The sequence below is a fragment of the Mesorhizobium sp. C395A genome, assembly GCF_030323205.1.
Classification (GTDB): Bacteria; Pseudomonadota; Alphaproteobacteria; order Rhizobiales; family Rhizobiaceae; genus Mesorhizobium.
Map to the genome: position 1 here is coordinate 4388743 of NZ_CP100473.1, position 17056 is coordinate 4405798.

The 17056-nt window shown below is 64.8% G+C and carries 11 protein-coding genes; 7 read left to right on the plus strand and 4 right to left on the minus strand.

What is annotated here, in order from left to right; genetic code table 11:
• Nucleotides 1–52 precede the first annotated feature (52 nt).
• Both htpX and NLY37_RS21480 read left to right on the plus strand, forming a co-directional pair.
• The gene (gene htpX, locus NLY37_RS21475; protein WP_023704959.1) at nucleotides 53–1078 is read left to right on the plus strand and encodes a zinc metalloprotease HtpX; all 1026 of its coding nucleotides are present in this window, start codon (nucleotides 53–55) and stop codon (nucleotides 1076–1078) included.
• Nucleotides 1069–2454 carry an RsmB/NOP family class I SAM-dependent RNA methyltransferase gene (locus NLY37_RS21480; protein WP_023742199.1) on the plus strand — a complete coding sequence of 462 codons (1386 nt, stop codon included), beginning with the start codon at nucleotides 1069–1071 and terminating at the stop codon, nucleotides 2452–2454. The genes htpX and NLY37_RS21480 overlap by 10 nt, the downstream gene beginning before the upstream one ends.
• Before the next feature lie 19 nt (nucleotides 2455–2473).
• Here the strand turns inward: NLY37_RS21480 and NLY37_RS21485 are convergent, their stop codons facing one another.
• Entirely contained in the window at nucleotides 2474–3412 is a 939-nt protein-coding gene (locus tag NLY37_RS21485; RefSeq protein WP_023742198.1) for a phytanoyl-CoA dioxygenase family protein, read from the minus strand.
• A 78-nt stretch (nucleotides 3413–3490) separates the two neighbouring features.
• Between NLY37_RS21485 and NLY37_RS21490 the strand changes: the two genes are divergently transcribed.
• From NLY37_RS21490 to purH, 3 genes are all read left to right on the plus strand, one after another.
• Nucleotides 3491–4345 (plus strand): helix-turn-helix transcriptional regulator, encoded by an 855-nt coding sequence (locus NLY37_RS21490; protein WP_023835206.1) that lies wholly within the window; start codon nucleotides 3491–3493, stop codon nucleotides 4343–4345.
• A gap of 217 nt (nucleotides 4346–4562) precedes the next feature.
• On the plus strand, nucleotides 4563–6287 hold the full coding sequence (locus tag NLY37_RS21495) for a heparinase II/III family protein (protein WP_023742197.1): 1725 nt from the start codon (nucleotides 4563–4565) through the stop codon (nucleotides 6285–6287).
• 101 nt (nucleotides 6288–6388) lie between these two features.
• Nucleotides 6389–8005 carry a bifunctional phosphoribosylaminoimidazolecarboxamide formyltransferase/IMP cyclohydrolase gene (purH, locus tag NLY37_RS21500; RefSeq protein ID WP_023742196.1) on the plus strand — a complete coding sequence of 539 codons (1617 nt, stop codon included), beginning with the start codon at nucleotides 6389–6391 and terminating at the stop codon, nucleotides 8003–8005.
• A 44-nt stretch (nucleotides 8006–8049) separates the two neighbouring features.
• Here the strand turns inward: purH and NLY37_RS21505 are convergent, their stop codons facing one another.
• Nucleotides 8050–9429, minus strand: a complete 1380-nt coding sequence (locus tag NLY37_RS21505) for an MFS transporter (protein ID WP_031246277.1) — start codon at nucleotides 9427–9429, stop codon at nucleotides 8050–8052.
• A gap of 258 nt (nucleotides 9430–9687) precedes the next feature.
• Nucleotides 9688–14478, minus strand: coding sequence for an NAD-glutamate dehydrogenase (locus tag NLY37_RS21510; protein WP_023742194.1), 4791 nt, complete (start codon nucleotides 14476–14478; stop codon nucleotides 9688–9690).
• A 131-nt stretch (nucleotides 14479–14609) separates the two neighbouring features.
• Here NLY37_RS21510 and NLY37_RS21515 point away from each other — a divergent pair, with 131 nt between their 5' ends.
• Entirely contained in the window at nucleotides 14610–15173 is a 564-nt protein-coding gene (locus NLY37_RS21515; RefSeq protein WP_023742193.1) for a peroxidase-related enzyme, read from the plus strand.
• 26 nt (nucleotides 15174–15199) lie between these two features.
• Here NLY37_RS21515 and NLY37_RS21520 read toward each other — a convergent pair whose 3' ends face one another.
• Nucleotides 15200–15811: a LysE family translocator gene (locus NLY37_RS21520; RefSeq protein ID WP_023742192.1), complete on the minus strand. Its 612-nt coding sequence runs from the start codon at nucleotides 15809–15811 to the stop codon at nucleotides 15200–15202.
• Between the two features lie 140 nt (nucleotides 15812–15951).
• Here NLY37_RS21520 and NLY37_RS21525 point away from each other — a divergent pair, with 140 nt between their 5' ends.
• Nucleotides 15952–16986 carry an L-idonate 5-dehydrogenase gene (locus tag NLY37_RS21525; RefSeq protein WP_023742191.1) on the plus strand — a complete coding sequence of 345 codons (1035 nt, stop codon included), beginning with the start codon at nucleotides 15952–15954 and terminating at the stop codon, nucleotides 16984–16986.
• Nucleotides 16987–17056 lie beyond the last annotated feature (70 nt).

Below are 17056 nucleotides of genomic sequence, written 5' to 3' on the forward strand. Positions count from 1 at the left end.
TGAGTTCACCCCGATCGACCTTTTTTTGCCACGGCCGCACAGGGAGCAGATGATGAGCACGCTACGCACCACCATGCTCCTGGCCGCGATGACGGCGCTGTTCATGGGCGTCGGTTTTCTGATCGGCGGCACCGGCGGCATGATGATCGCCTTCCTGGTCGCCGCGGGCACCAATCTGTTCAGCTACTGGAATGCCGACAAGATGGTGCTGTCGATGAACCGCGCCGTCGAGGTCGATGCCAGGAACGCACCCGAATTCCACGCCATCGTCGAGGCGCTGGCCAAGCAGGCCGGCCTGCCGATGCCCAAGACCTATCTGATCGACAATCCGCAGCCGAACGCCTTCGCCACCGGCCGCAATCCAGAGAACGCCGCGGTCGCGGCCTCGACCGGGCTGCTGGAGCGCCTTTCGCATGAGGAGGTGGCGGCAGTCATGGCGCATGAGCTGGCCCACATCCAGCATCGCGACACGCTGACCATGACCATTGTCGCGACACTCGCCGGCGCCATCTCGATGCTCGGCAATTTCGCCTTCTTCTTCGGCGGCAGCCGCGACAACAACAACCCGTTCGGCTTTGTCGGCGTGCTGGTGGCGATGCTTGTCGCGCCCTTCGCCGCCATGATCGTGCAGATGGCGGTCAGCCGCACCCGCGAATACGAGGCCGACCGGCGCGGCGCCGAAATCGTTGGAAATCCGCTTTGGCTGGCATCGGCGCTTGACAAGATCGCCCGCGGCGCCGAACGCATCCGCAACCCGGATGCCGAACGCAATCCCGCGACCGCGCATCTCTTCATCATCAATCCTCTTCACGGCGAGCGCATGGACAGCCTGTTTTCGACCCACCCGAACACCGACAACCGCATCGCCGCGCTGCAGGCGATGGCGCGCGACATGGCAGGCCGCCAGCCGGCGCCGCGCCAGGCGCCGACGCCAGAGCCGATCGAAGAATTGCCGGCCGATGCCGAGCAAGGTCCGTGGGGCAAGGCAGCACGGCCCACGCCGCCGACCAAACCGGCCAAGCCGAAAGCCAATCCGTGGGGCCGCAACCCGACCGGACCCAAAGGTCCGTGGTCGTGAGCGGCGCCAAACCCCGGCTCGCACATTCAGGCGTTCGCGAAAACAGCTCGGACGAATTCGTCGCCGGCCTCGCCGCGCGCAAGGCAGCGGCGCGGCTCCTGTCCGCCGTTATCGACGCCAAAACGCCGCTCGACGGGCTGACGGACCACGAGAACGGCCATCCGCAATACAAGGTGCTCGACCTGCGCGACCGCGGCCTGGTGCGCGCCATACTGGTGACCGCGCTGCGCTACCGCATGACCATTGCCGGGCTCCTCGCCCGCCGCCTTGAAAAGCCGCTGCCGCCCAACGCCACAGCGCTGTCGCACATCCTGCATGTTGCGGCGGCGCAGATCCTGTTCCTCGACATCCCCGACAGCGCCGCCGTCGATTTGGCTGTGACCCACGCCAAGTCGGACCCACGCACGCAGCGCTTTTCCGGCCTCGTTAACGGCGTGCTGCGCACTTTGGTGCGCGCCAAGGAGACCGAACTGCCGGCAGCTCTTGCCGCCACCGACGAGGCGCCAAAATGGTTCTCCGACCGGCTGAAGGCCGCCTATGGCCCTGAGATGACCAGACAGATCCTGGCGGCGCATCGCGTTGAGGCGCCGGTGGATTTCACGGTCAAGGCCGATCCCGAACTGTGGGCCGAAAAGCTCGGCGGCATCGTGCTGCCGACCGGCACGGTGCGAGTGGAAAAGCTCAACGCCTCCGTCACCGAACTGCCGGGCTTCAGCGAAGGCGCATGGTGGGTCCAGGACGCCGCCGCCAGTTTTCCGGCGCGGCTGTTCGGCGATGTCAAAGGATTACGCGTCGCCGACCTCTGCGCCGCCCCCGGCGGCAAGACCGCTCAGCTGATCCTTGCCGGCGCCAAAGTCACCGCCGTGGACACCTCGAAGAACCGGCTGGCGCGGCTGACGCAGAACCTCGAACGGCTCGGGCTGTCCGCCGAGATCGTGCAGGCCGATCTGCTGAAATACCAGCCGGCGGAGCTTTTCGACGCCGTCCTGCTCGACGCGCCCTGCTCTTCCACAGGCACGGTTCGGCGCCACCCCGACGTGCCATGGACCAAGACGGCAGCCGACGTCGAAAAGCTAGCCGATCTGCAAGCAAAGCTGCTCCCCCGCGCCGTCACTTTGGTCAAACCGGGCGGTCGGATTGTTTTTTCCAACTGTTCGCTGGACCCGATCGAAGGCGAGGATCTGTATCGCGTCTTTCTGGCCGGCAACAAAACCGTCGCCGACGATCCACTGCAGCCCGGCGAAATCGCCGGCATCGACGCCTTCCTGACCCCGCAAGGCACGCTGCGCACCACACCCGCCGATCTTGACCGTGGTTCGCCAGGGGTTTCCGGCCTGGACGGCTTCTTTGCCGCCCGCATGCGACGTCTGGCCTGACTCCGACGCGACGACATGCCTAAAGCATGTCGTCCAAGGACCAGTGCTTCCCCCACCTTGCATCGATCTCATCATCGACATTCTGGTAGCGGATATCGGTGGAGAGCCGGATACGCCCCTCCGCACTCTGGTTGGTTGTCGAGGCGTGGATCATGTAGGGCGAGTGGAGGACGACATCGCCGGCCTCGAAATCCGCGATCAGCCAGCGTGTATCGAACCGCTCCGCCATGTCGGGCAGGTCCTTCGACACCCAGCCGCCCTCGCTCATGTTCCGGTTGTAGGCGCTGATGCGCTCCTGCGGGCTCAGCCCGGCATTGTCCCTAGCGAACCGGGCCTCCATGTCGAGGCCGATGGCGTGCGATCCCTCGAGATAGACCAGGCCGCCCATGTCGACGGGAACGTCGCCGATCGGGATCCAGGCAGTGACGATGCGGCTGGTGCCGCCGCGCAGATAGACGAGATCGTAATGCGCCGGCGTCGCCACTGTGGTGCCCGGTTGGGTGAAACGCATGATCTTGCGCTTGTGCAAATAGGACAGCCCGCCGACGAACGCATCCATCAGCCGCGCCATCAGGGGCTGTGCGCAGAACCCTTCATAGGCGGTGGAGCGAACCAGCGCCATCAACCGGCGATCGGCGAGCTGACGGTCGAACGTGCCGGCGGCCGCCGCCAGGCCAAGCGCGGGATCGGACCCGGGCTGCAGCAAGCCGGTGTCGGCCAGATATGAAAACACCCAGCCGCGAAAATCGATGACGTCGCGGCGCGGCAGCATACTTTTCAGCCAGACATAGCCTTGCTCGGCAAGGAGGCCGCGAATGGCATCGATGCCGACCCCGGCGTCGGTTGGCACGAGATGACCCAACCGGTTCGGCGCCATCGATAATGTCTTGCCGTTGGCGTTCAGATCGATTGACGCAACAGGAATCCGTCGTTGCGTGCCACCTGTTGAGCTTGACATTTCAGCCACCTGCGATTTTCCATCCTTAGCTGGAAATGTCATACTGTTCGCACACTCGCCCATGGACAGAACGAAGCCATGGACTTTTCGCTCATGAACGATCTCTCTTACGCACTCTACAGATCCGCACCGGCCGCGGCCGGCGGCCTGTCGGTTACAGGGATTGGTCGGCATCGCGTCACTCAGGCGATCCAAGCGCGCAAATTGCCGGAATTCGCCGTGGTGCTGATTGAGAACGGTCAAGGCTGGCTTGAAACCAGGACTGCCGGCATGCAGACGATCCAAGCGCCGGCCCTGTTCTGGCTGCTTCCCGGGAGAATGCATTCCTACGGGCCGGACGCATCGGGCTGGCTCGAACGCTGGGCGCTCTTCGACGGGGCCTTGATACGCGATTTCACCCGGCTGCGGCTGATCGCCGAGGACGCCCCTGTCGTCCCCTTGCGCGACCTCGGCAAAATGCAGCGGCTGTTCGACAGGCTGCACGGTGAGCTGTCGCTCGATACGATGCTGAGCCAGGCAGAAGCCGCCGCCACGATGCATCGCATCGTCGTGCGTGCTGCCCGCCAGGCAATGGATTGGAACAACCGTCAACGAAATCCCGGCTTCCAGCATGCCGACATGCAGCCCATCATCGACGAATTGCGCCGCTGCGCGTGCGACCCGGTGGATCTCGATGCCTTCGCCGCGAAATTCTCGATGTCGCCGGCAACCTTGCGGCGCAGATTTGCGCGGGCAGCCGGCATGTCGCCCAAGGCCTTCCAACTGCGCACGAGGCTCGACCGCGCCAAACAGATGCTGGCCGCCTCCGATTCGCCCATCGAGTCCATTGCGGCCGCCGTCGGCATCCACGACGCCTTCTATTTCTCCCGTCTGTTTCGCGACCGCGAAAACTGTTCGCCCAGCGAATTTCGGTCTCGCCACAACCGCAAGTGAGTGCCGGATTGCCGGGCTTAAGCCCGCGAAGCGCTTGACTTTTTTCGGGGTGGGTCGGTGGCCGGCAGCGTGAGGCGCTTCACGTCGGCGGAATTCGACTTCGCATAAGTTCTTGAATCATATAAGCTTGTGCTGGGGTACCGGAACATGATGCCGAAACCTGCGACGCGGTTTTCGGACGACAGCATGCTCTAGCTCCAGGCGACGAGGAGGGGTTTTGGCACTGGCTGCCGGCAGCACGACACGTCTGTGGACGCTTGTCGCTAAGGAGTTTTGGCGCAAGACGCGCCGGCGCCTTCGCGCAGGGCCAGTCTATCGCTGGCGCTATTCCGGGCGCACGCCCGAACGCGTCCTGATCGCACCGCCCGACCTCAGGCTCGCCGATCCGCAGATCGCGCTCGAGATTTATTATGGCCGCTATCCGCTGTCGGGACATCTGGTCGAGACCGGCGGCAAGTCACCATTCCAGATCGACGTCGCCAACCGCGGCTGGGTGAAGACGCTGCACGGTTTCCGTTGGCTGCGCCATATGCGCGCCGCCGGCACCGAGCTGGCCGCCGCCAATGCACGCGCGCTTGTCTCCGACTGGATCGCCATGCATGGCAACCAGATTTCCGGCATAGCCTGGGAGCCCGGCACCACCGCCAAGCGAGTCATTGCCTGGTTGCAACACTCCTCGGTTGTCCTACAAGGGGCCGAATTTCCGTTCTATCGCGCCTTCCTGAAATCGCTCGCCGTGCAGATCCGCTATCTCCGCTCGATGGCGCGCGAGATGCCGGACGGCAAGGACAGGCTGCGCGCTCGTATCGCGCTTGCCTTCGCCGCGCTGTCGCTGCCGGCGCCGGCCTCGGCACTGCGCGGCGCCACCCGCAGCCTGGCGGAAGAACTCGACCGCCAGATCCTTCCCGATGGCGGCCATATTTCGCGCAACCCGATGGCGGTGCTCGAATTGCTCGCCGATCTCCTGCCGCTGCGTCAGACCTATGCCAATCAGGCAGAAACGCCACCGGCCGCCCTGATGGGCGCCATCGACCGCATGCTGCCGGCGCTGCGCTTCTTCCGCCATCAGGATGGCAGCCTCGCCCGCTTCAACGGCATGGGCGCCACCATCCACGACCGTATAGCCACCATCTTGCGCCACGACGACACCGCCGGCGCGCCGCTGCTGCACGCGCCGCATTCCGGCTATGAGCGCCTGTCGATGGGCGGCGTGACGGTGATTGCCGATACCGGCCCGTCGCCGGCCGTCGATGTGTCCAACGCCGCGCATGCCGGGTGCCTGGCCTTCGAACTCTCGTCCGGTCGCCAGCATTATATCGTCAATGCCGGCATCGACACCTATGGCGCCGCCGAGTTCCGGCCGCTGGCCCGTGCCACCGCGGCGCATTCGACCGCCACCATCAACGACACCTCGTCGGCGCGGTTTTCCCATTCGCTGCGCGTCAACGACCTGCTCGGCTCACCCTTGCTCGGCGGCCCGCAGCATGTGCCTTGCAAGCGCATCGACCAGAAGGGCACGCAAGGCTTCATCGCCCGCCATGACGGCTATATGCAGCGCTTTGGCTTCCTGCATGAGCGCGAGCTGAAACTGTCGAGCGAGGCCAATGTGCTCGCCGGCAGGGATCGCTTCCTCCGCCCGGGCGGTGCGGCGATCCGCAACAATGGCCGCGACTTCGTCGTGGTGCGCTTCCACATCCACCCTGATATCAACCTTTTGCAAGACGAGCATGACCGCCTGGTGCTGACCGCCGACCAGGCCGACACCTGGGTGTTCACCTGCACCGAAGTGGTGCCGGAGGTCGAGGAATCGATCTATTTCGCCGGCCTTGGCGGCCCGCGCCGCAGCCGCCAGATCGTGCTCGCCTTCAAGGCCTCGGAGATCGCCGAGGTGCATTGGCAGCTGACACGCACCGGCATCGCCGGCTATCCCGAGAACAGCTGAGCGTCGTTGCCGGGCTTGATCAAGCTTCCGGCTTGATTTCCTGACCTCATGTGCTACGGCCCGGCAACGCTCTCCAATCAGCCCTGAAAGGCCGCCAGCCCATGGCCGTCGCCGCCAAGAACATTCCGGCACCCGACCTCGTTCCGGTCCGCCGCGCCCTGCTTTCGGTCTTCGACAAGACCGGCCTGATCGACTTCGCCAAAGGGCTGGTCGCGGCCGGCGTCGAGCTGGTGTCGACCGGAGGCACGGCAAAGGCGATCGCCGAAGCTGGCCTTGCCGTGCGCGACGTTTCCGAACTGACCGGCTTTCCCGAGATCATGGACGGCCGCGTCAAGACGCTGCACCCGTCGGTGCACGGCGCGCTGCTCGGCGTGCGCGACGATCCCGAACACGCCAAGGCGATGCACGATCACGGTATCGAGCCGATCGATCTGCTCGTCTCCAATCTCTACCCGTTCGAGGAGGTCCGCCGCTCCGGCGCCAACTATGCCGCTGTTGTCGAGAACATCGACATCGGCGGCCCGGCGATGATCCGCGCCTCGGCCAAGAACCACGCCTATGTCGCCATCGTCACCGATCCCGGCGATTATGCCTCGGTGCTGAACGCGCTGGAGATGAACATCGGCTCGCTGTCGCTGGATTTCCGCCAGAAGCTGGCGGCCAAGGCCTTTGCCCGCACCGCCAGCTACGACGCGGCGATCTCCGGCTGGTTCGCCGAAACGCTTGAGATCGAGCACCCGACCTGGCGCGCCTTCGGCGGCAGGCTGGAAAGCGTCATGCGCTATGGCGAGAACCCGCATCAGAGCGCCGGCTTCTATGTCAATGGCGACAAGCGGCCGGGGGTCGCCACGGCTCGCCAGTTGCAGGGCAAGCAGCTGTCCTACAACAACATCAACGACACCGATGCCGCCTTCGAGCTGGTCGGCGAGTTCGACCCCAACCGCTGCGCCGCCGTTGCCATCATCAAGCACGCCAACCCGTGCGGCGTCGCCGAGGACGCTTCGCTGGCTGCTGCCTATGCGAGAGCGCTGGCCTGCGACCCGGTTTCGGCCTTTGGCGGTATCGTCGCCATGAACCGCATCCTCGATGCCGAAGCGGCGCAGGAGATCGTAAAAACCTTCACCGAGGTGATCATCGCGCCGAACGCGTCGGAGGACGCTGTCCGCATCGTCGCCGCCAAAAAGAATTTGCGCCTGCTGGTCACCGGCGGTCTCCCCGATCCGCACGCCGGCGGCATCACTGTGAAATCCGTCGCCGGCGGCATGCTCGTCCAGGGCCGCGACAACGCGGTGGTCGACGATCTCGAACTGAAGGTGGTGACCAGGCGCGCACCGACGGCGGCCGAGATGGCCGACCTCAAATTCGCTTTCCGCATCGCCAAGCACGTCAAGTCGAACGCCATCGTTTACGCCAAGGACGGCGCCACGGTTGGCATCGGCGCCGGCCAGATGAGCCGCGTCGATTCCTCGCGCATCGCCGCCCGCAAGGCGCTCGACGCGGCGGAAGCAGCTGGCCTCGCGGAGCCGTTGACCAAGGGCTCGGTGGTCGCCTCCGACGCTTTCTTCCCTTTCGCCGACGGGCTCATATCCGCGATCGAAGCCGGCGCCACGGCGGTGATCCAGCCCGGCGGCTCGATGCGCGACGACGACGTTATCGCCGCTGCCGACGCGCATGGCATCGCCATGGTGTTTACCGGCGTGAGGCATTTCAGGCATTGAGCGCCTCTGCCTTTTCCCACAAGGGGAGAAGGAAAAGTGCGGCGCTATTCCACCGGCTGATCCGCCGGGTACGGCGTCCAGATCAATATCGCGATCCCAACGCCCAGGAACAGCACGATGGCCGCCATGCCGAGCCGCGCCGAGCCGCTGGCGAGCGTGATCGACGCCACCATGAACGGCGCCAGGAAACTCGTCGCCCGTCCGGCCAGCGCATAGATGCCGAAATAGCGGCCGGACTCGGCTGCGGTGACGCTGCGCGCCATGTAGGAGCGTGACGACGCCTGCACCGGTCCGAACGCCAGCCCTATCAGCAGGCCATAGAAAATGTAGGCCTTTTCCGCCGCCGTGCCGAACAGGCCGCCACTATCGGCTCCCGGCATCATCCAGGCGCCGAACAACGTGTAGCCTGGCCCGGTCGAAACGATGCCGATGGTGGCGATGCTGAGCAGGACGAGCGAAATCATCACGATGGTCTTGGAGCCAAGCGCGGTGTCCAGCCATGCGGCAACCAGGCAGCCGACGATGGCGACGACGTTGAGGATAATGCCGAACATGCCGATCTCAGTGATCGACCAGTGGAACATCGCTGCCGCAAAGGTGCCGCCCAAAGCGAGCAGCGCATTGACGCCGTCCTGATAAATCATGCGGGCGACAAGGAAGCGGAAGATGCCTTTGCGCCGGCGCACTTCAGTCAGCGTCGACTTCAGTTCCGACAGCCCCTCGCGCACCGCGGGCCCGATCGGAATCCCCTTGATGGCGTCCGGCGTAAAGAAGAACATCGGCAGGATGAACAGGAAATACCAGCCGGCCGACAGCGGCCCGGTGGCGCGCGCGTCCTCGCCGAGTTTCGGGTCGAGCCCAAAGAGCGGGTCGATGCCGATGATCGTCTTGCCGGTCTCCGGCGAACCCGCAAGACAGGCGACAACAAAGATCAGCGCGATCATGCCGCCGAGATAACCAAGTCCCCAGGCAATGTTGGAGACGTGGCCGATCTCGCTCTTCGGCACCAGGCGCGGCATCATCGAATCGTTGAACACGGTCGAGAATTCCGCCGCGACCGAGGCGAGAGAAAAGAACAGCACCACCAGGAAAAGGTTCGAGCCGGGAGCGGCGAACCATAGCAGGCAAAGGCTGATGATCTTGATCGAGGCGAAGAAGGCGATCCATGGTTTGCGAGGCCCGGTCTGGTCGGCAATCGAGCCGAGGATGGGAGACAGCACGGCAATAACCAGGCCCGCAACAGCGATGCCGTAGCCCCAGGCCGCCTGACCCGAAACCGGATCGTTGGCCATGCGCGAGACGAAATAAGGGCCGAAGATGAAGGTGGTGACGACGGTGAAAAACGGCTGCGCCGCCCAGTCGAAGAACATCCACCCCCAGATGCCACGCCCGGATGCCCGCTGCGCTGTTTCTACTGCCGCCATGATGATTCCCCCGGCACCGCCCGTGTCGGGCGCCATGTCTGCATGTTTCGAATGCTCATGCAAACCGCCAAAGATTCGCGCTGCCCCTCACCTGGATGTCGCCGCTGTCTACCTGCAAAGAGACGCGAAGAAAGGCGCCGCGCCCCTACCTCCCACTTGTGGGGGTCGGACCGAAGGTCCGGGTGGGGGTCGGTGCCGCACCCCCACCCCGCTGCTTCGCAGCGACCCTTCCCACAAGGGAGGGTAAAGTCCCGAGCCTCACATCCCCGTCAGATCGCTCATCAGCCCCGAAGCCACCGACAGCCTGGACACGGTGATATCCCCGCCTTCGGTCAGCGCTTGCAGACGCTCGCGAATGCGCGCCACTCGCTCGCCGCCGGCTTCCAGCCAGGCCGCCACAGGATCCGCCGTCCCGGCATGGCCGGCGAGAGCCGCCACCGCGATGCCGCGCCGCGCCGCGCCGATCGTGTCGGTGGCGCGCGACAACGCCAGCTGGTCGTAATAGTCCGACGGCGTGATAGAACGCGCCGCCTCTTCGACGCGCGGAATGCGGAAGGCATCGCTGACGGCGAAGAACGCCTTGGCCGAGGCGACGACGTCGGCATTGGCCGTGCGCGCCGTCAGTGCGATGTCGGGGATCAGTCCCGCCACATCGGCCATTGCCAGCTGCCCGGCGAGCTTTTCGGGGGCGCCGGCCTTGAACAGGCCATACCGCCTCTCCTCGACCCGCTCGCGCGAGAAGGCCGGTAGCAGCGAGAGCAGCTTCGGCTCCAGCGCCATGCGCGCCTCTTGCAGTTCGGCAATGCGCTGGCCGAGCGCTGCGGTGCCGGCATCGTTCTTCAGATACCAGCCGCTGGTCACGAAGATAAGCCGGCTGACGGACTGGTAGAGATCGAGCTGCGCCTGGCCGTCGATGTGGCTGTCCAGCGCATCGATCTCCTGATAGAGCGCCGGCAACGCGAAGCCGTCGCGCACCACGGCGAAGGTGCGCACCACGTCGGCCGCGCTGCGCCCCGTGGCTTCCTGCAGCCGGTTGACGAATGACGGTCCGCCGCGATTGACGAGATCGTTGGCGACGACGCGGGCGATGATTTCGCGGCGCAGCCGGTGGCCATGGATCTCGGCCGCATATTTCTTCGCCATCCGGTCAGGGAAATAGCCCATCAGATCGCGGTCGAAATGCGCGTCGTCAGGCACGTCGCTGGCGACGATGTCGGAAAACAGCACGATCTTGGCATAGGCGAGCAGCACGCCAAGCTCCGCCCGGGTCAGCGGCTCGCCACGCGCCTCGCGCTCGGCAAGGGCGGCCGGCGACGGCAGCGTCTCGACAGCGCGGTCGAGCAGGCCCCGAGCCTCCAGCGCCGCCATGAACCGGCTCTGGTGCGCGATGTCGGCAAGGCCGCGCTTGCGGGCGATGGAGAGCGCGAGCGTCTGTTCGTAATTGTTGGACAGCACGAGGCCAGCGACCTCGTCGGTCATCTCGGCCAGCAGCTTGTTGCGCGCCGGCCGGGTCAGCGATCCCTTGCGCATGGCGGACGCCAGCGCGATCTTGATGTTGACCTCGACGTCGGAGCAGTTGACGCCGCCGGAATTGTCGATGGCATCGGAGTTGCAGCGACCGCCATTCATGCCGAATTCGATGCGGGCACGCTGCGTGACGCCGAGATTGGCGCCCTCACCGATCACTTTGGCCCGCACATCGAGCGCGGTGATGCGGATGGCGTCATTGGCGCGGTCGCCGACTTCGGCATTGGTTTCGCCCGAGGCCCGTAAATACGTGCCGATGCCGCCGAACCACAACAGGTCGACATTCGCCTTGAGGATGGCGGTCATGATCTCGGCCGGTGTCGCGGTGGTCTTGGCGAGGCCAATCGCCGCCGCCGCTGCCGCAGGCAGCGTGATCGACTTCTGGCTGCGCGAGACGATGACGCCGCCTTCCGACAGTTTGGTCTTGTCGTAGTCCTGCCAGGACGAACGCGGCAGCGCGAACATGCGCTCGCGCTCGGCCATCGACGCCACTCTGTCTGGATCGGGATCGATGAAGATGTCGCGATGGTCGAAGGCGGCGATCAGCCTGGTCTGCGGCGACAAGAGCATGCCGTTGCCGAACACGTCGCCCGACATGTCGCCGACGCCGACGACGGTGAAGGGGGTGGCCTGGATGTCGCGGTTGATCTCGCGGAAATGCCGCTTGACCGCTTCCCAGGCGCCCTTGGCGGTGATGCCCATCTTCTTGTGGTCGTAACCGGCCGAGCCGCCGCTGGCGAAGGCATCGTCGAGCCAGAAACCGTGTTTCTCCGAAATGGCATTGGCGGTGTCGGAGAAGGTTGCCGTGCCCTTGTCGGCGGCGACGACAAAGTAGGGGTCGTCAGGATCGCGCCTGACGACGCCGGCTGGGGGTATGACGCCATCGAGGCCGATATTGTCGGTGATCGACAGCAGGCTGGAAACGAAATTCTTGTAGGCCGAGGTGCCGGCCTCGAAGATGGCGTCGCGGCCGGCGCTCATCGGCAGCTTCTTCGGATAGAAGCCGCCCTTGGCGCCGACCGGCACGATGACGGCGTTCTTGGCCTGCTGCGCCTTGACCAGGCCGAGCACCTCGGTGCGGTAATCCTGGGCTCGGTCCGACCAGCGCAGGCCGCCGCGCGCAACCGGGCCGAAGCGCAGATGCACGCCTTCGACCTCGGAACCATAGACGAAGATCTCGCGCCACGGCCGCGGCGCTGGCAATCCTTCGACCGCCTGCGAGTCCAGCTTGATCGCCAGCGACTGGCCCCGCGCCTTCGTTCCCGCAACGAAATGGTTGGTGCGCAACGAGGCTTCGATCAGGTTGAGATAGCGGCGGATGATCGTGTCGTCATCGATGTTGGGGACTTCCTCCAGCGCGTCCTTGATCTTGGCCTTGAGGTGCTTGGCGGCGATCACGCCTTCCGTCTCGGCGGTCGGGCCGAGACGAGCGACGAACAGCGCATGCAGGCCGCGCGCAATGTCGGGATAGCGGTTGAGCGCGGCCGCGATGAAATCCTGGCTCTGCGGAATACCGGCTTGCTGCAGGTAGCGGCCATAGGCGCGCAGAATGCTGACTTCGCCCGACCACAGCCCGGCGGTCTGGGCAAGCCCGTTATAGCTGTCATTGTCGATGTCGCCGCGCCAGACCGACAGGAACGCGTCCTCGAACAGCGCGCCGCCATCGCTGAGGTCGATCGGCTTGCCGTAGCTGTTCTCCAGCTCCATGTCGTGGACGAAGACGGTGTCGCCGCCGTCCTCGCCAACCTCGAAGGTGCGCTCGCTGATGACGCGGAAGCCGATGTTTTCCAGCACCGGCACGCGACGCGACAGCGCTACCGGGCTGCCGTGGTGGTAGATCTTCAGCGCTGCCTGATGCGGTTTCTGCTCGGCATGGCGGTAATAGTCGATGGCGATCGGGTTGGCGGTGCTGATGCCGGCGATGCGCCCCGCATCCTTCAGCGCGACGGCCGCGCTGAAGGAATCGCGATAGCTCTCAGGCAGACGCGCGGCGATCGCCTTCAGCGATGGATCGCCGCCGACGGCTTCCGCAGCTTCGGCCAGCGCGTCGTCCCAGGTTCGCACGATGTCGCGGATCGCCGCTTCGATCACCGCCTGCTCGACCTTCGGCGTCTTGCCGCCCGAGCGGCCGATGATGAAATGCACACGCGCCAGCCCGCCCTCGGGGAAAGCCGGATAGTAAGCCGACAAACGGCCTTCGAAGACGGTCTTGAGATAGGTGCCGATCTTCTCGCGCACGACGCTGTCATAGCGGTCGCGCGGCACGAAGACGAGGATCGAGACGAAGCGGTCGAACTGGTCGGCGCGCACCAGCGCCCGCACCCGCGGCCGCTCGACCAGGCCGAGAATGGCCGCGGCGTGCTTCTTCAGGATCGGCACCGGCACCTGGAACAGTTCGTCGCGCGGATAGCTCTCCAGAACGTTGATCAGTGCCTTGCCGGAATGGTCGTGCCGGTCGAAGCCGGACTTGGCGATGATGGTCTCGGCCTTTGACCTCAGATACGGGATTTTCATCACCGAGCGCGTGTAGGCAGTCGAGGTGAACAGGCCGACCATGCGCAACTCGCCGGCAAGCGTGCCCTTGGCGGTGTAGGTTTTGACGCCGATATAATCGAGATAAATGCGGCGGTGCACCAGCGACTTGGCGTTGGCCTTGGTAACGATCAGCGGCTCCGGCCCATGCAGGAAGGCGCGGATTTCGGGCGTCGTCGTCACCGCCTCGGTGCCGCGCCGGAGCACCAGCACATCCGGGTCGGCGAGGATGCCGAGACCGGGCTTGTCGGCGCGCTCCAGATTGCCGCTCTCCGTGCCGCCGGAATATTTGAACTCGCGCATGCCAAGGAAAGTGAAATTGTCGTCGCGCAGCCATTCAAGGAAGGCGATGGCCTCGGCAACGCTCTTCTTGTCGAGCGGCACGGCGGAATAGCGGAATTCGGAAATCGCCTGGTCGAGACGGGCGAGCATCGGCTTCCAGTCGCTGACGGCGGCGCGCACCTGGTTGAGCATCTTGCGCAGGCGGTCGGCCAGCGCGTCGGCCTGCTCCGCCGTCAGGCGCGGAATATGGACATGGACAACGCTCAGGCGGTCGTGATTGCCATCGTCCTTGAGGGCGCTGCCGTCGCCGAGGATCTCGTCGACGCCGGCCTTGCCGTGGCGCACGACGATGACCGGATGGGTGACCAAAGTCGGTTCGCCGGCAGTTTCTGTGATCTCGCCGAGGATCGAATCGAACAGGAACGGCATGTTGTCGTTGACGACGGTGATGATCGTCATCGGGCGGCCCTCGCGGGAGACGCCCGACTCGGCATCGACGGCGACGACACTTTGGCCCTTCTTGTGGGCGGCGACCGCACGTCCTGCCAGGTCGGCGGCGCGCTCCAGGTCGGCGGCGTCATAGGCGGCAATGTCTTCGGCCGGCGCGCGGGCCAGCAGATAGTCGGCGAGCCTGGCCGGCTTCCCGTCGGGTTTCACCCCGGCAGTGGCTGTTTTCTTCGGCTTAGCTGCGGATTTCACGCTCGCCATGTTGTCCTCCCGTCACATGCTTTTACGACTATGGTAGCAGATGACCGCTGTTTGGCGACAAAGGTTTGACGGCTCGATAAGAATTACAGGAATTCGACAGTCAGGCGGCGGTGAACGAAGAGGGAGACCCCATGTCCGGCAAAATCAGCGCACTTGACCTCGGTATCGCGGAACTGAGCGAGGCGACAAAAGCCTATTTCGCCAAATGCGAGGAAAAGCTCGGCCTGGTTCCCAACGTGCTTCTTGCCTATGCCTTCGACGAGAAGAAGCTGCGCGCCTTTACCGACACCTACAATGATCTGATGCTGGGTGAATCCGGCCTGTCGAAGCTGGAACGGGAGATGATCGCGGCCGTCGTTTCCTCGATCAATCACTGCTATTATTGCCTGACCGCGCATGGCGCGGCGGTGCGCCAGCTCTCCGGCGATCCGGCTTTCGGCGAGATGATGGTGATGAACTTCCGCGCTGCCAATCTTTCACCGAAACAGACGGCGATGCTCGAATTCGCCGTCAAGCTGACGGAAGAGCCGGCAAAGATCGTCGAGGCGGACAGGGAAACACTGCGCAACGCCGGCTTCACCAACCGCGACATCTGGGACATCGCCTCGACCGCCGCCTTCTTCAACATGTCGAACCGCGTGGCGGCGGCCATCGACATGCGGCCGAACGACGAATACCACGCCATGGCGAGGTGAAAGTTTCCTTCTCCTCGTAGGAGAGGTCAACGCGCCGCGATGGCCGCGGCGGCGCCGGCCATCGTCGTGGCGCTGATGCGGTTGGCGATCTTCATGGCGCGCTTGCTCTTCAACAGCTTGCGCGCCTGCGACGCCGCGACCACCCAGGCGAGATCGATGGCGATGAGAACCACCGCCATCGTCGCCGTCAGCTCGACCCAGCCGATGACGCTGACCGAAGCCAGGTCGATGATCGTCGGCAGCAGGGCCAGATAGAACATCATGATCTTGGGGTTGCCGAGCGTCACCGCCATGCCGGCGAAGAAGAGCTTGAGCGGCGAATCCTCACGCGGCATCTCGCCTTCCCTGGCCTCGACCGGCGCCGTCCACATCTTCCAGGCGAGGTAAGCGAGGTAGGCGACGCCCACCCATTTCACGACGACGAAGGCGAAATGAAACGTCTGCGCCACGACCGCCAGCCCGAACACCGCCAGCGACAACCAGATGCCCTCGCCGATCCACATGGCAAGCAGGAACGGGAACACGTCGCGAAAGCCCTTCGAGATGACGCGGGCGACAAGGGCTGCGATCGACGGTCCGGGCGAACCGGCGGCGACGAACAAAGCGGCGGCGAAGATCAGGAGCGAGGTGAGGTGCATGACGGAGCCTTCGAGCGTTGGATGGCGAAGAATATCCGATCGGTGGCGATTTGGCACCTTCAGCCTGATGGGCCAGCGAACGCGACAATTTCAGCGGCCGGACCTTGCCCGCGCTGGTGGTTTGAGAAAGGATCGCGGCCATGAAATCAATCGTCATCCACGCGGCAAAAGACCTCCGCATCGAAGAGACCGATCCCGGCGCGCCTGGCGCCGGACAGGTCGAAATATCGGTCGAGGCCGGCGGCATCTGCGGCTCGGACCTGCACTACTACAATCATGGCGGCTTCGGCGTGGTGCGCCTGCGCGAGCCGATGATCCTGGGACATGAGGTCGCCGGCACGGTGAAGGCGCTTGGCGCCGGCGTCTCCAGCCTCGCCGTCGGCGACCGCGTCGCTATTTCGCCCAGCCGGCCCTGCAATGCGTGCCGGTACTGCCTGCAGGGCGTGCAGAACCAATGCCTCAACATGCGATTCTACGGCAGCGCCATGCCGATGCCGCACATACAGGGGGCCTTCCGCCAGCGCCTCGTCGCCGAGGCTTGGCAGTGCCACAAGATCGCCGACTATGTCTCCATCAACGAAGCCGCCTTTGCCGAGCCGTTCGCGGTAACGCTGCATGCCGTCAACCGCGCCGGCTCGCTGCTCGGCAAGCGGGTCTTGGTCACGGGCTGCGGGCCGATCGGTGCGCTCAGCATCCTTGCCGCACGTGTCCACGGCGCGCGTGAGATCGTCGTCACCGATGTCATGGACGCGGTTCTGGCCAAGGCCAACGAGATCGGCGCCGACCGCACCATCAATGTCGCCACAGATGCCGACAAGCTCGCTGGCTACAATGTCGAGAAGGGCAGTTTCGACGTCATGTTCGAATGCTCCGGCAATGAGCGCGCGGTGCGAGCCGGGCTCGATGTGCTGAAGCCGCGCGGGGTGCTCGTGCAGCTCGGCCTAGGCGGCGACATGTCGCTGCCTCAGAATCTCATCGTCGCCAAGGAGATCGAAATGCGCGGCTCCTTCCGTTTCCACGACGAGTTCGCGCTGGCCGTCGATCTGATCAACAACCGTCGCGTCGACGTCAAGCCGCTGCTGACCGGCATCTATCCGATGGACGAGGCGGTTGCGGCCTTCGAGATCGCCGGCGACCGCAACAAATCGATGAAGGTACAGATCGCCTTCGCCTGAGCATGGCGAGACACCCGCTATTAACCTTGCCCGCTCGGCATCTTGCCGCTAGAAGAGCCGTCCCGACATC

Excerpts from the sequence above, each read along its gene's own strand:
- NLY37_RS21520 (WP_023742192.1), bottom strand. The coding sequence starts at position 15,811 with ATGCACCTCACCTCGCTCCTGATCTTCGCCGCCGCTTTGTTCGTCGCC.
- NLY37_RS21525 (WP_023742191.1), top strand. The coding sequence starts at position 15,952 with ATGAAATCAATCGTCATCCACGCGGCAAAAGACCTCCGCATCGAAGAG.
- NLY37_RS21505 (WP_031246277.1), bottom strand. The coding sequence starts at position 9,429 with ATGGCGGCAGTAGAAACAGCGCAGCGGGCATCCGGGCGTGGCATCTGG.
- NLY37_RS21515 (WP_023742193.1), top strand. The coding sequence starts at position 14,610 with ATGTCCGGCAAAATCAGCGCACTTGACCTCGGTATCGCGGAACTGAGC.
- NLY37_RS21510 (WP_023742194.1), bottom strand. The coding sequence starts at position 14,478 with ATGGCGAGCGTGAAATCCGCAGCTAAGCCGAAGAAAACAGCCACTGCC.
- htpX (WP_023704959.1), top strand. The coding sequence starts at position 53 with ATGAGCACGCTACGCACCACCATGCTCCTGGCCGCGATGACGGCGCTG.
- NLY37_RS21490 (WP_023835206.1), top strand. The coding sequence starts at position 3,491 with ATGGACTTTTCGCTCATGAACGATCTCTCTTACGCACTCTACAGATCC.
- NLY37_RS21485 (WP_023742198.1), bottom strand. The coding sequence starts at position 3,412 with ATGTCAAGCTCAACAGGTGGCACGCAACGACGGATTCCTGTTGCGTCA.
- purH (WP_023742196.1), top strand. The coding sequence starts at position 6,389 with ATGGCCGTCGCCGCCAAGAACATTCCGGCACCCGACCTCGTTCCGGTC.